Below are 13,776 nucleotides of genomic sequence, written 5' to 3'. Positions count from 1 at the left end.
CATGACCGCACGGATCCGGGTGGTGCTGCTCTTCGGCGGCACCTCCAGCGAGCACTCCATCAGCTGCGCGACCGCGAGCGGCGTGCTGGGCGCCATCGACCGCGAGCGGTTCGAGGTGATCCCGGTGGGCATCACGAAGGCCGGGGCCTTCACGCTGCAGGAGGACGACGCGTCGGCGCTCGCCCTCGACGCCGACGCGCTGCCCGAGGTCGTCGACAACGGCACGCGCGTGCGCTGGCCCGAGGACGCGGGCAGCCGCGAGCCCACCGTGCGCGACGCGGACGGTGCCGAGCGACCGCTCGGGCGGGTCGACCTCGTGTTCCCGATCCTGCACGGCACGCAGGGCGAGGACGGCACGGTGCAGGGCATGCTCGAGCTCGCCGGCCTCCCGTACGTCGGATCCGGCGTCCTCGCGTCGGCGCTCGGGATGGACAAGCACTACGCGAAGACCGTGCTGCGCGCGGCGGGGATCCAGGTGGCGCCGTGGATCACGGTGTCGCGCCGCGAGTGGGCCGCCGATCCCGCGGGCGTGCGGGAGCGGGCCGCGGCGCTGGGGCTGCCGGCGTTCGCGAAGCCGGCGCGCGCCGGATCCAGCGTGGGCGTCAGCCGCGTCGCCGCGGCCGACGGGCTCGACGCCGCCCTCGAGGTCGCGTTCCGCGAGGACGACCGCGTGCTCGTGGAGTCGGGCCTCGTCGGGCGCGAGGTCGAGTGCGCGATCCTCGACGAGGGCCCTGGCCGGGAGCCGAGCGCCTCCGTCGCGGGGGAGATCGTGGTCTCCGGCCGCGAGTTCTACGACTTCGACGCGAAGTACCTCGGCGCGGACGGCATCGACCTGGTCTGCCCCGCCGACGTCAGCGAGGCGGAGCTGGCCGAGCTGCAGGAGCTGTCGATCCGCGCCTTCCGCGCCGTCGACGGCCGCGGCCTCGCGCGCGTGGACTTCTTCCTCACCGCCGACGGCTTCGTCCTCAACGAGATCAACACCATGCCGGGCTTCACGCCCATCTCGATGTTCCCCGCGTGCTGGGAGGCCTCGGGTCTCGCGTACCCGGGGCTCATCTCGCGCCTGCTGGACGTCGCGCTCGCGTGGGAGGCCTCCGCCGCCCGCCGCTGACGGGCCGTCCGCGCGGCGACCCGGGGTCAGCTTCCTCAGATGAGGAGCCTAGGCTCGGAGGATGCTCGTAGGACCGTCCATCGCCCGACCCCGCCTCGCTCCCGGGGCTCGATCCGGCTCCCGGGCGCGGAGGTGGAGCCGCACCGTCGGCCGTGAGGTCGCCGGAGCCGCGGGGGAGCCGCGGGCCGACCTGGCGCTCCGGCTCGCGGCGGCGGCGCGGCCGACGGTGTCGGTCGTCATCCCCGTGCGCGACGACGCGGGGCACCTGCGCGCCTGCCTCCAGGCCCTCGCGGGGCAGACCGTGGCGCCCGACGAGGTCGTGGTGGTCGACAACGCCTCGCGGGACGACAGCGCCGAGGTGGCGCGCGAGGCCGGCGCGCGCGTCGTCCACGAGGGCGTCGTGGGGATCCCCGCGGCCGCGTCCGCCGGCTACGACGCCGCCCGCCACGAGGTCATCGCCCGGCTCGACGCCGACTGCGTGCCGCCCGCCGACTGGATCGAGCGGCTCGGCGACGTGCTCGCCGTCCGGCCGGACGTCGCCGCGGTCACGGGCGCCGCGCGCTTCCTCGACGGTCCGCGGGCGATCCGCGGGATCGCGGCGGTGGCCTACCTCGGCGCGTACTTCGCCTCCGTGACGCTCGCGCTCGGGCACCCGCCGCTGTTCGGATCCAACTTCGCGCTCCGCCGCGACGCCTGGCTCGCCGTGCGCGACGACGTGCACCGCGAGGGCACGCACCTGCACGACGACATCGACCTGTCCGTGCACCTCGGCCCCGAGCACCGCATCGTGCTCGACCCGCGCCTCGGGATGGGGATCAGCATGCGGCCGCTCACGCGACCCTCGACCCTGCCGCTCCGGATGAGCCGCGGCATGGCGTCGCTGACGGTGCACTGGCCGCGGGAGCTGCCGTGGCTGCGGTGGTGGCGCACCGGTCGGCGCGTGATCCGCGAGCGCGGGGCGCGCCGTGCGGTGGCGAGCGTGCGGCGACGGGCGTCGGGCGCGGGATCCGTGCCCACGGGATCGCTCCCGGTCAGCTCCCGGGAGGCGGCGCGTCCCCGAGGTCCTGCGCGCTGACGCACTTGGCCGTCTGGGGGATGACCGTGACGACCCCGCTGAGGTCGGTGAGCGCCGTGTAGCTGGCCTGCGTGGAGTCGATGACGACCTCGACGGCGGGCGTGCGGCCGTAGGTCGTGTAGCGGATGTCCGGCGCGCGCGAGTCGTCCTCGACCCAGTCGACGTCGTCGTAGCTGATGCACGCGTCCGTCGTGGGGCCGGGCGTCGCGACGCCGCAGCGGAGGATCACGGTGCTCTGCGGGGCGCCCCACGCGCCCGTGCCCTGCGCGTCGGTCTCGCGCAGCGGCGCGGTGCCGAGCTCGGCGGGCAGGTGGACGACCACGTCGGCGCACAGCGGATCGGTCGCGCCGGGAGCCGCCTCCAGCGAGACCGTGGGGGCGCAGCCGGCGACGGCGAGGGCGATGCCGACGGCGGCGGCCGCGGCGGCGACGGGGCGCAGCAGGGCGCGGGCGGGGCGGCGGGGAGTCATCGGGATCAGGCTACCGTGGCAGTCGTGACGACTCCTGGGACGCCCTCCGCCGCCGACACGGCCACCCTCGGGAGCGCGGGGGAGCTGGCCACGCTGGCCCGCATCCTCCCGCACCTGCCCGCGTCGGACGCCGCCGACGAGGGACCGGGCGACGACTGCGCGGTCGTGCGGGCGCCCGACGGCCGGTTCGTGATCACGACCGACATGATGATCGAGGGCCCCGACTTCCGCCTCGCCTGGTCGTCGCCCCACGACCTCGGACGCCGCGCCGCGACCTCGAACCTGGCCGACGTGGCCGCCATGGGCGCCCGACCGAGCGCGCTGCTCGTGGCCATCGCGGCACCCGCTGGCACGCGCGTCGCCGACCTCGAGGCCCTCGCCGACGGCCTGCGCGAGGGGTGCCTGCTCCAGGCGCCCGGCTGCGGCGTCGTGGGCGGCGACCTCTCCGTCTCGGACGCCCTGGTGATCACGGTCACCGCCACGGGGGATCTCGAGGGGCGCGAGCCGGTGCTCCGATCGGGCGCGCGTCCGGGGGACGTGATCGCGGTGGCCGGCACGCTCGGCATGGCCGCCGCCGGCGTCCGCCTCCTCTTCGACCACGCCAGGAGCCCGGGCCCCGGCGGCGAGCCCGTCCCCGACGCCGCGCTCGCCCGGGCGCTCCGGGCATCCCACCCCGCCGCCGTCGAGGCCCAGCTGGCGCCCGTCGCTCCGCTGACGGCGGGCGTCGACGCGGCGCGCGCCGGGGCGACCGCGATGCTCGACGTCTCCGACGGCCTCCTCCTCGACCTCGGCCGCGTGGCGCGCGCGAGCGGCGTGGGCATCGACCTCGGGTCCGCCGCCCTCGCCGCCGACGCCCGCCGGGTCGCGTCCGCGCACCCGGCGCTGCCGCCGGCGGCGCTCGACCTCGTGCTCACCGGCGGAGAGGACCACGCGCTGGTCGCGGCCTTCCCCGCGGGCGCGACGCTGCCCGACCCGTTCCGCGCGATCGGCGTGGTCGCCGCCCCGGGTCCCGCCGGCCCGGCCGTGACGGTCGACGGCGCGCCGTACGCCGGGCCGCGCACGCCGCTCGGCGGCTGGGACCCGTACGCCGACTGGGACGGGGCGCGCTAGGACGCGACCGGCGGAGGGCCGACGGACGCGTCGCCGTCGCGGTCGCCGTCGCGGTCGCCCGCATCGGCGTCGTCGGGCGATCCGGCGACCGCCCACCACACCACGGTGTCGCCGTAGGCCTTCCGGCGGTCGGACGCGATCCCCGCGGGCCACGCGGGCTCGGCGGAGCGCGCGCTGCGCTCGACCATCACCACGGCGCCCGCGACGAGCCGCGGGACGAGCGCGGCCAGCTCCTCGGCGAGCTCGGCGTCGCCGACCTCGTAGGGCGGATCCAGGAACGCGACGTCGTAGGAGCCGCGGTCGCCCGCGAGGAAGGCGCGTACGCTCTGCGCGGCCACCCGGATCCGCGGCACGGACCCGCCCGGCGCCGCGCGCTCGACGATGGCGGCGTTCGACCGGCACACGGCCGCGGCCGGCACCGCGCGCTCCACGAGGACGACCTCGCGCGCGCCGCGGCTGGCCGCCTCGAGGCCGAGGGCCCCGGATCCGGCGTACAGGTCGAGGACGCGCGCGCCGTCGAGCGCGTCCCGGGCCTCGAGACCGGAGAACAGGGCCTCGCGGACGCGGTCGCTCGTGGGGCGCGTGCCCGTCCGGGGCACGCGGAGGACCAGCGAGCCGGCGAACCCGGCGACGATGCGGGTCACGGGCGGGCTCCGGCGGGGCGCGGGACGGCGGCGTTCGGGGCGGGGTGCACGGGCGACAACGCTACCCGGCCTGTCCGCCCCCGGAGGCGGGCCGGACGCGCCTGGATCGCTGACGTATGCTGCCAACACGCCCACGACGCTGGAGGACCTCCGTGACGAGTCCCGAGTCCGAGTCCGTTCCCCTGCACGCCGGATCGGGCCCGCACCCCGCCCGGATCCGCGCCGCCGCGCGCCCGTCGGACCGCGCCCACGGCGCGACCGCCATGCCGCTGGAGGAGGTGCGCCGGCTCGCCGACCTCATCCTCGGCAACATCGACCAGGTCATGTCGGGCAAGCACGACGCCACCCGCATGGCGCTCACCGTGTTCCTCTCCGGCGGCCACCTCCTCATCGAGGACGTGCCGGGCGTCGGCAAGACCATGCTCGCCAAGGCGCTCGCGCGCAGCGTCGACTGCACGGTGAATCGGATCCAGTTCACGCCCGACCTGCTGCCCTCGGACGTCACGGGCGTCTCCGTCTACAGCCAGGCCGACCGCCGCTTCGAGTTCCAGCCGGGCGCCGTGTTCGCCAACATCGTCATCGGCGACGAGATCAACCGCGCGAGCCCGAAGACCCAGTCGGCGCTCCTGGAGTGCATGGAGGAGGGGCAGGTCACGGTCGACGGCGTCACGCATCCGCTGCAGCAGCCCTTCACGGTCGTCGCGACGCAGAACCCGGTCGAGATGGAGGGCACGTACGCGCTCCCCGAGGCGCAGCGCGACCGCTTCATGGCCCGCATCTCGATGGGCTACCCGGACGCCTCCGCGGAGCTCGCCATGCTTCGCTCGCGCGACACCGTGAGCCCGCTCGACGAGCTGCGGCCCGTGGTCGACGCGGAGGACCTCGACGCCATGATGCACGCGGCCCGCGGCGTGTACGTCTCCGATCCGGTCTCGCGCTACACCGTCGCCATCGTGCAGGCCACGCGCGGCCACGAGGACATCCGCCTCGGCGCGAGCCCGCGCGCCACCCTCCAGCTCATCCGCGCCGCGAAGACGCGGGCGGCGCTCGACGGGCGCGACTTCGTGCTGCCCGACGATGTCGACGCCCTCGCGGCGCCCGTCCTCGCGCACCGGCTCGTCGCGACCGGGCGGGCGCTCGGCCAGCGCGGTCGGGGCCAGGCCGCCGTGGTCGAGATCCTCGAGCGCATCGTCGCCTCCACCGCCGTGCCCCTGAGCGCCGCCGGACGGACGCGCTGACCCCGTGCCGCCCCTCGCGCGCCTGATGCGCCGGATCGGCATCGAGGCCGTCCCGCACCCGACCCTCCGCGGCATCGCCCTGCTCGCGGCCGGCGTGGCCGCGTTCGCGGGCGCGTTCATCGCGGGGCGGCGCGAGTTCGTCTTCATCGGGGTCGCGCTCCTGGCCCTCCCTCTGCTCGCCGCCGCCTGGCTCGTGATCGCGCGGGTGCGGCTGCACGTGGAGCGCATCTTCACGTCGGCGGTCGTCGAGTCCGGCACCGCGACGACCGTGACCGTCTCCGTCGCGAACGCGGGCACCATGCCCACGCCGCGCTCGTGGGTGCTCGACCTGGTGCCCGGATCCGACGGCGCCACGCCGCCGGCCGAGCTGCCGTCGCTGCGGGGGCTCGCGCGCGGATCCCGCCGCTCCGCCGCCCGGCCCGTCCTCCGCTACGACCTCACGCCCGAGCGCCGTGGCATCCACGAGGTGGGCCCGCTCGCCGTCGAGGAGCACGACCCGTTCCGCCTGATGGGACTGCGGCACGTCGCGGGCCGCACCTCGCGCCTCGTCGTGACGCCGCGCCTCACGGACCTCGAGGCCGAGCCCGGCGGCCAGGTGTCCTCCGAGGGCGAGTCCGAGCGGGTCCAGCGCCGCGCGGACGGCGGCGAGGACGACCTCGGCACGCGGGAGTACCGCGCGGGGGATCCGCTCCGCCGCGTGCACTGGCGCGCCACCGCCCGGCACGGCGAGCTCATGGTGCGGCAGGAGGAGCAGCGGTCGAGCCCGCGCTCGCTCGTGCTCCTCGACACGCGCGCCGACGGCTTCCCGCAGCACGCCGACGACGACGGCGAGGGCGCCCGCGCCTTCGAGCGCGCGGTGGCGTTCGCGGCCTCGGTCGGCGTGCACCTGCAGCGCGGCGGGTACGCGGTGCACCTCGTGGAGACGGCCGCCGGGTCGGACCGGCAGGCCCCCGTCTCCGTCCACCCCGGCGACGCGGCCGCGGAGGGCGACCTCCTCCTCCACCTCGCCGAGGTGCGGCCGGCCGCCGTCGACCCCGACCGCGATGGCGTCGAGGAGGCCCTGGCCGACCTGCGCCGGAGCCGGCGCGCGGTGCCGATCCACGCGGTGCTCGGCCACCTCGACGAGGACGCGGCCCGGCGGCTCGCCGGCTTCGGCGCCGCCTGCCGGCCCGCGGTCGCGTTCCTCGCGCTCCCGGGCCGCGTCGACGGCCACGACGACCGCGAGGCCGTGCGGATCCTCCGCGAGTCCGGCTGGCGCACCGTCGTCCTCGACGACGACACGCGCCCCGCCGACGCGTGGCGCGCCGCACGCGCCGAGGAGATGGCCCGATGACCGACCTCGACGCCGTCGGCCTCGGGGGGCGCGAGCGCTGGACGGTCGAGCCGCGCCCGCTGCCGGGGGAGCGCGCCGGCGGACCAGGAGGACGCGGTCGCGGCCGCGACGACGGGTCCGGCCCCGGTCGTCGCGGCGGCGGACCGGGCGCCGGGCGCGCCGCAGCCCGCTGGCCGCTCACCGCCGCGCTCGGCGTCGCCCTCCTCGCCGGCGCCGCCAGCCTCCATCTCCTCGTCGAGCCGGGCGCCTGGTTCCTGCTCGCCGTCGTGGTCGTCGCGGCCGTCCTCGGATCCGCCGCCCTGCTGCGCTCCCTCGGCGTGCCGCGCCTGCTCGCCTCGCTCGGCGGGCTCGTCGTCCTCGTCCTCCTCGTCACGCTCGTGTTCGCGGGTCGCACCGCCGTGCTCGGCGTGATCCCCACCCCGGAGACCATCCGCACGCTCCTCGCCGTCGGCGGGCAGGCCGGGGAGGAGATCTACCGGCGGTCGGCGCCCGTGCCCCCGCTCGCCTCCATCGTGTTCGTGATCGTGGCCTCGATCGGGGCGCTCGCGGTCGTGCTCGACGTGCTCGCGCACGCGCTCCGGCTGCCCGCCGTCACCGGGCTCCCGCTCCTCGTGCTCGTCTCCGTCCCCGGCGCGGTGCTCGTGGGGGAGTTCTCCGTCGCGTCCTTCGCCGTCACGGCGCTCGCGTGGTTCGCGGTGCTCGCCGCCGACGCGCGCGAGACCGACCGCGAGGGCGGCTGGCGAGGATCCGGCCTCCTCGGCGGATCGCGCGCCGCCCCGCCGCCCGCCCCGCGCCGCTCCTCGCCCGGACGCCCGGCAGGATCCGCGCGCACGACGCTCGTCTCCGCGGGTGCGCTCGCGGGCGGCGCGGTCATCCTGTCCCTCGTGGCCCCGGCGATCGTCCCCGGCCTCACCTCGGCGACGTTCCCGACCGCGTCCGGCTCCGGCCCCGGCGGCTCGCGCATCGTCAACCCGATCCTCGACCTCGGCGACGACCTCCGCCGCCCCGTCGACGTCGAGGCCCTCCGCTACTCGACCACGTCCCTCACGCCCCTCTACTTCAAGGTCACCACGCTCTCGCGCTTCGAGGGCGACGAGTGGGCGCCGTCGCCGCTGCGCCCGCCGGACGGGAACACCGTCGACGACATCGGCCCCGACCTCGGCGCCGGATCCGACGTGCCGGCCGAGGAGGTCGAGGCGCGCGTGCAGGTCGAGGGCTCCTCGAGCGCCTGGCTGCCCGCGCCGTACGCGCCGCGCAGCGTCACCGGGCTCGACGGCTCGTGGCGCTGGTCGGAGCAGGGCCTCGCGATCCGGTCCTCGGACTCCGACAGCCGCGACCAGAGCTACACCGTCACGAGCGAGCTGCCGCGCCCGGATCGCGCGCAGCTGGAGCGGGTCGCCCCCATGACCGACGACGACCTCGCGCCGTTCCTCCAGATCCCCAGCGGCACCCCGGCCATCGTCGCCTCGACCACCGCCGACGTGCTCGCCGGCATCGACACGCCCTACGACCAGGCGCTCGCGCTCCAGCAGTTCTTCACGGGCGGGCAGTTCCGCTACTCGGAGGACGCGCCCGTCCAGCAGGGCTACGACGGCAGCGGCGTCGACGTGGTGGGGGAGTTCCTCCGCGTGCGGTCGGGCTACTGCGTGCACTTCGCGTCGGCCATGGCGATCATGGCGCGCGAGGCCGGCATCCCGTCGCGCGTGGCCGTCGGCTACCTCCCGGGCGATCAGATCGGGCGCGACGGCGACCTCATCACCTACCGCGTCGGATCCCACGACCTGCACTCCTGGCCGGAGCTGTACTTCTCCGGCATCGGCTGGATCGCGTTCGAGCCCACGCCCGGTCGCGGACAGGCCGCGCCCTACGCCCAGCCGTCGGCCGCGCCGACCACCGCGCCCACGCCGTCGGCGACGCCGAGCGCGCCGACCGAGGCCACCCCGACCACGACGCCCGCCCCCACGACCTCCGCGGCGCCCGGCGCGAGCGGCGCCTCGGGCGTCCGGATCCCGTGGGCGGCCCTCGGCACGGCCGCCCTGGTCGTCCTCGTGCTCGCCCTCCTCGCCGCGCCCGCGCTCCTGCGTCGCGCCCGTCGCGCCGGCCGCCTCCGCGCGCTCGAGGCGGGCGGCGCCCCGGCGGGCACGGCCTGGCGCGAGGTCGAGGACGTGTCGGTCGACCTGGGGATCCGCGTGCCGGACACCGAGTCGCCGCGCGAGCTCGGGCGGCGCCTCCGGGGCGACGACGCGTCGCTGGTCGATCCGGTCGCCCTCCTGGTCGGCGCCCGCGAGCGGGAGCGCTTCGCCCGCGCCGACGTGCCGGTCGACGCCGCGGCCGGTGCCGCGCAGGCGGCCGCGCTCGTCGCGCTCGGCGACGCCCTCCGCGCCCGCGCGGGCCGCGCCGACCGGATCCTCGCCCTCGTCGCCCCGCGCTCGCTCGTCCGCCGCCGCCCGCGGTCCGACGCGGGATCCGACGACCCGACGGCGGGCGCGCCCCCGGCCGGGCCCCCCGACGGCCCGCCCGCGTCGGACGCCCCTCGTACACTCGGAGGATGACCGGATCCGACGCCGCGCTCGCGGGCGTCGTGGGCGGCCGCACCGCGGGGGTGCTGCAGAAGGCCTTCGGCCTGCGCACGGTCGCCGACCTCCTCGAGCACCTCCCGCGCCGCTACGCCCGCCGCGGCGAGCTCACGGCCCTCGCCGAGCTGCCCGTCGACCAGCAGGCCACCATCGTCGCCGAGGTGCGCGAGGTCCGCGAGCGCCCCATGCGCGCCCGGCGCGGCAGCATCCTCGAGGTGCGGATCACCGACGGCCGCGGCTTCCTCACCCTCACCTTCTTCAACCAGGCCTGGCGCGCGAAGGACCTCGTGCCGGGCGTCCGCGGGATCTTCGCGGGCAAGGTCAGCGACTACCGCGGCGCCCTCCAGCTCGCCCACCCCGACTACGAGCTCTTCGACGCGCACGAGGGGCCGGAGCTCTCCGGCGGCGAGCCCGACGCGGCCGCGCGCCGCTGGGCCGAGATGCCCATCCCCATCTACCCGGCCACTGCCTCGATGGCGAGCTGGCAGGTCGCGAAGTCCGTCGAGCTGGCGCTCGACGCGGTCGACGACCTGGAGGATCCCGTCCCCGCCGACGTCCGCGCCGAGCGCGGCCTCCTCCCGTACCGCGAGGCGCTCGAGGGCGTGCACCGCCCCGAGAAGGACGTCGACTGGCGGCGCGGCCGCGACGCGCTCCGCTTCCAGGAGGCGTTCGTCCTCCAGACCGCGCTGCTGCAGCGGCGGCAGGCGGCGCGCGCCCTGCCCGCCACGCCGCGGATCCCGACCCCGGGCGGCCGCCTCGACCGCCTGGACGCCCAGCTGCCGTTCGAGCTCACGGGCGACCAGCGGCTCGTGGGCGAGGAGATCGCGACCGACATGGCGCGCACCTGGCCCATGAACCGGCTCGTGCAGGGCGAGGTCGGCTCGGGCAAGACCCTGGTGGCGCTCCGGGCGATGCTCGCCGTCGCCGACTCCGGCGGCCAGTCCGCGCTCCTCGCGCCCACCGAGGTGCTCGCGAGCCAGCACCTCCGCTCGCTCACGGCGTCGCTCGGCCCCGACCTCGCGGCGGAGCTGATGCCGACCCTCCTCACCGGCCAGCTCTCGACCGCCGAGCGGAAGCGCGCCCTGCTGCGCATCGTCAGCGGCCAGGCGCGCATCGTCGTCGGCACGCACGCGCTCCTCGGCGACCGCGTCGAGTTCCTCGACCTCGGCCTCGTGGTGGTGGACGAGCAGCATCGCTTCGGGGTGGACCAGCGCGAGGCGCTCCGGCGCAAGGGCGGCACCCCGCCGCACGTCCTCGTGCTCACGGCCACGCCCATCCCGCGCACGGTCGCGATGACGGTGTTCGGCGACCTCGACGTCTCCACCATCGCCGAGCTGCCGAGCGGGCGCCAGCCCATCGAGTCGTTCGTGGTGCCGCTCACCGAGCACCCCGGCTGGATCGAGCGGGTGTGGACACGGACGGCGGAGGAGATCCAGAAGGGCCGGCAGGCGTTCGTGGTCTGCTCGGCCATCGACCCGCAGGACCCGGACGCCGAGGACGCGGACGCCGAGGATGCGGACGGCGACGCCGCGGAGGCCGCGCGCCCGCCCATCGCGACCGTCACCGACGTCGACGCGCTCCTCGCGACGCACCCGCGCCTGGGATCCGTCCGCCGCGCCGTCCTGCACGGCCGCATGACGGGTGAGGAGAAGGACCGCGTCATGCGCGCGTTCTCCGCGGGCGACATCGACCTGATCGTCGCCACCACCGTCATCGAGGTGGGCGTCGACGTGCCGAACGCGTCGACCATGGTGATCCTCGACGCCGACCGCTTCGGCGTCTCGCAGCTGCACCAGCTGCGCGGTCGCGTGGGGCGCGGCGGCGTGCCGGGCCTCTGCCTCATGGTCACGCACGCCGAGCCCGAGACGGTCGCGCGCGAGCGGGTGGACGCCGTGGCCGCCACCCTCGACGGCTTCGAGCTGGCGCGCGTCGACCTGGAGCTCCGCCGCGAGGGCAACGTGCTCGGCACGAACCAGTCCGGCGGCCGCTCCTCCCTCCGCCTGCTGCGGGTCGCCCAGGACGGCGACCTCATCGAGTCCGCGCGCGAGCACGCCCACGACGTGCTCGAGGCGTCGCCCGACCTCCAGGGCCACCCGGCGCTCGCCCGCGCGCTCGCCCGCCGGCTCGACGACGAGGAGCGCGCCTTCCTCGACAAGAACTGACCACGGCCCGGCCCTAGGCTGGAGGGATGCAGCGGATCGCCGTCGTCCCCGGATCGTTCGACCCCGTCACGCTCGGGCACCTCGACGTGATCCGCCGGGCAGCCCGGCTGTACGACGAGCTCGTCGTCCTGGTCGTGCACAACCCCGGCAAGACGCCCATGCTGCCGCTCGCGGAGCGCGTGGCCCTCATCGAGCGCGTGATCCGCGACGAAGGCCTGCCCGCCAGCGTCCGCGTCGACTCCTGGGGCGCCGGCCTCCTCGTCGACTACTGCCAGCAGGTGGGCGCGACCGTGCTCGTCAAGGGCGTCCGCTCGCAGCTCGACGTGACGTACGAGACGCCCATGGCGCTCGTCAACCGCGACCTGGCCGACGTGGAGACCGTGCTGCTGCTGCCGGATCCCGCGCACGCCCACGTCTCCAGCTCGCTCGTGCGCCAGGTCGAGGCGCTCGGCGGCGACGTCGCGCCGTACGTGCCGGCGGCGGTCGCGGAGGCGCTGGCCGTCCGGCGCGCCGGCTGACGACCCGTAGGATCTACGGGTGTCCAGGTTCCAGAAGACCCCATTCACGGTCCACGTCCACGACATCGTGCACCGCCCCGGGGAGATGCGCGAGCTCGACCTGACCATCGTCACCCCCGAGCACATGGGGGAGGGCCTCATCGCCGTCCCCGCCGGTCGGGAGATGCGCGTCACCGTGCGCCTGGAGTCCCTGCACGACGGGATCCTGGCCACCGGCGAGGTCGACACCGTGGCCGACGGGCAGTCGGCGCGCACCCTCGCCGACATGCAGGAGCGTGTCCGAGTCGATTTCGCGGAGCTATTCGCGTACAGTCTTGATGAAGCTTTCGACTACCAGGTCCAGGACGAGCACGTGGACCTGGAGCCGGTCATCCGGGATGCGGTGGTCCTTTCACTGCCGTTCCAGCCCGAAGTGCCGGGCGAGGACCTCGATCTCGATCTGGGTCCCGGCATCAGCCTGGTCCTGGCGGACTCCGACCCGGAGCCCGTGATCGATCAGCGCTGGGCAGCCCTGTCCGGCTTCCGAGCTTCCGAAGACAGCGGTGCGGCGCGTGAAGACGCCGACACCGAAACGCAGAGAGATGAGAGTTAGCCATGGCTGTACCCAAGAGGAAGATGTCCCGATCCAACACGCGCGCGCGTCGCTCGCAGTGGAAGGCCGAGGCTCCCACGCTCGTCAAGACCATCGAGAACGGCAAGGTCGTCTACTCCATGCCGCACCGTGCGCGCGTGATCGAGGACGCCGCCGGCACGCCCCTGTACATGGAGTACAAGGGCCGCAAGGTCGCCGACGTCTAGTCGCGACCCGCACAGCACGTCGGACATGACCGACACCACGGGATCCCGCGTCCACGGCGACCGCGACGCGCTCCGGCGCCTCCTCGCCGTGGACGTGAGCCCCGAGCTCCTCGAGCTCGCGCTCACCCACCGCTCGTACGCGTACGAGCACGGCGGCATCCCGCACAACGAGCGCCTCGAGTTCCTCGGCGACTCCATCCTCGGGCAGGCCGTGACGGTCATGCTCTACCTCGAGAACCCCGACCTCGACGAGGGCGAGCTCGCCAAGCGGCGCGCCAGCCTCGTCTCCAGCGTCGCCCTCGCGGAGGTCGCCACCCGCATCGGGCTGGGCGAGCACCTCCTCCTCGGCCGTGGCGAGGAGCTCACGGGCGGTCGCGCCAAGTCGTCGATCCTCGCCGACACGGTCGAGGCCATCATCGGCGCCTCCTACCTCGACGCCGGGGGAGAGGCCGCCACCGGGCTGGTGCTGCGCCTCATCGCGCCGCTGCTCGAGGATCCCGCGCGCTTCGGCGCCGCGATGGACCCGAAGACCGCGCTCCAGGAGAGCGCCGCGCGCCAGGGCCTGCCGACCCCCGTCTACGACGTGAGCGACAGCGGACCCGACCACAGCAAGCGCTTCCACGCCGTCGTCACGGTGGGCGACGCCGTGCGCACCACGGGCGAGGGATCCAGCAAGAAGCAGGCCGAGATGACGGCCGCGCTCGAGGCGTGGACGCGCCTCGAGGCGCGCACCACGGCCTGA

The 13,776-nt window shown here is 76.0% G+C and carries 13 protein-coding genes; 11 read left to right on the top strand and 2 right to left on the bottom strand.

The genetic code is table 11. The features are described from left to right. Nucleotide 1 precedes the first annotated feature (1 nt). Both ITJ44_RS02585 and ITJ44_RS02580 read left to right on the top strand, forming a co-directional pair. Nucleotides 2-1,111 carry a D-alanine--D-alanine ligase family protein gene (locus tag ITJ44_RS02585; RefSeq protein WP_194633206.1) on the top strand — a complete coding sequence of 370 codons (1,110 nt, stop codon included), beginning with the start codon at nt 2-4 and terminating at the stop codon, nt 1,109-1,111. Nucleotides 1,112-1,172: 61 nt separating this feature from the next. Continuing rightward, entirely contained in the window at nt 1,173-2,186 is a 1,014-nt protein-coding gene (locus ITJ44_RS02580; RefSeq protein ID WP_228494464.1) for a glycosyltransferase family A protein, read from the top strand. Here the strand turns inward: ITJ44_RS02580 and ITJ44_RS02575 are convergent. Next, complete coding sequence (locus ITJ44_RS02575; protein ID WP_194633205.1) at nt 2,143-2,655, bottom strand: DUF3515 family protein; 513 nt, start codon at nt 2,653-2,655, stop codon at nt 2,143-2,145. The two genes, ITJ44_RS02580 and ITJ44_RS02575, sit on opposite strands and share 44 nt — an antisense overlap. A 24-nt stretch (nt 2,656-2,679) precedes the next feature. Here ITJ44_RS02575 and ITJ44_RS02570 point away from each other — a divergent pair, with 24 nt between their 5' ends. Continuing rightward, on the top strand, nt 2,680-3,765 hold the full coding sequence (locus ITJ44_RS02570) for a thiamine-phosphate kinase (RefSeq protein ID WP_194633204.1): 1,086 nt from the start codon (nt 2,680-2,682) through the stop codon (nt 3,763-3,765). On the opposite strand, the gene ITJ44_RS02565 is transcribed toward ITJ44_RS02570, so the two are convergent. Beyond that, complete coding sequence (locus tag ITJ44_RS02565; protein ID WP_370551603.1) at nt 3,762-4,409, bottom strand: RsmD family RNA methyltransferase; 648 nt, start codon at nt 4,407-4,409, stop codon at nt 3,762-3,764. The genes ITJ44_RS02570 and ITJ44_RS02565 overlap by 4 nt on opposite strands. 263 nt (nt 4,410-4,672) lie before the next feature. Here ITJ44_RS02565 and ITJ44_RS02560 point away from each other — a divergent pair, with 263 nt between their 5' ends. Genes ITJ44_RS02560 through rnc form a run of 8 tightly spaced genes read left to right on the top strand, consistent with a single transcriptional unit; the run spans nt 4,673 to nt 13,776 of the window. Beyond that, the gene (locus ITJ44_RS02560) at nt 4,673-5,647 is read left to right on the top strand and encodes a MoxR family ATPase (protein WP_194634023.1); all 975 of its coding nucleotides are present in this window, start codon (nt 4,673-4,675) and stop codon (nt 5,645-5,647) included. A gap of 4 nt (nt 5,648-5,651) precedes the next feature. Further along, entirely contained in the window at nt 5,652-6,980 is a 1,329-nt protein-coding gene (locus ITJ44_RS02555; protein WP_370551602.1) for a DUF58 domain-containing protein, read from the top strand. Beyond that, a complete protein-coding gene (locus ITJ44_RS02550) occupies nt 6,977-9,532 on the top strand; it encodes a DUF3488 and transglutaminase-like domain-containing protein (RefSeq protein WP_194633203.1) in 2,556 nt (851 codons plus the stop codon). Before ITJ44_RS02555 ends, ITJ44_RS02550 begins: the two co-directional genes overlap by 4 nt. Further along, nucleotides 9,529-11,718, top strand: coding sequence for an ATP-dependent DNA helicase RecG (locus ITJ44_RS02545; RefSeq protein ID WP_194633202.1), 2,190 nt, complete (start codon nt 9,529-9,531; stop codon nt 11,716-11,718). The genes ITJ44_RS02550 and ITJ44_RS02545 overlap by 4 nt, the downstream gene beginning before the upstream one ends. A 26-nt stretch (nt 11,719-11,744) precedes the next feature. Continuing rightward, on the top strand, nt 11,745-12,236 hold the full coding sequence (gene coaD, locus ITJ44_RS02540; RefSeq protein ID WP_194633201.1) for a pantetheine-phosphate adenylyltransferase: 492 nt from the start codon (nt 11,745-11,747) through the stop codon (nt 12,234-12,236). 19 nt (nt 12,237-12,255) lie between these two features. Next, entirely contained in the window at nt 12,256-12,828 is a 573-nt protein-coding gene (locus tag ITJ44_RS02535) for a DUF177 domain-containing protein (RefSeq protein WP_194633200.1), read from the top strand. A 2-nt stretch (nt 12,829-12,830) separates the two neighbouring features. Beyond that, a complete protein-coding gene (rpmF, locus tag ITJ44_RS02530) occupies nt 12,831-13,034 on the top strand; it encodes a 50S ribosomal protein L32 (RefSeq protein ID WP_012298174.1) in 204 nt (67 codons plus the stop codon). A gap of 25 nt (nt 13,035-13,059) precedes the next feature. Beyond that, nucleotides 13,060-13,776 carry a ribonuclease III gene (rnc, locus tag ITJ44_RS02525; protein ID WP_194633199.1) on the top strand — a complete coding sequence of 239 codons (717 nt, stop codon included), beginning with the start codon at nt 13,060-13,062 and terminating at the stop codon, nt 13,774-13,776.

The sequence above is a fragment of the Clavibacter sp. VKM Ac-2873 genome (assembly GCF_015351075.1).
In the GTDB taxonomy this organism is placed as follows: Bacteria; Actinomycetota; Actinomycetes; order Actinomycetales; family Microbacteriaceae; genus Clavibacter.
Note: the sequence above shows the minus strand (reverse complement) of the source record. Positions and strands in the feature narration are given on the sequence as shown.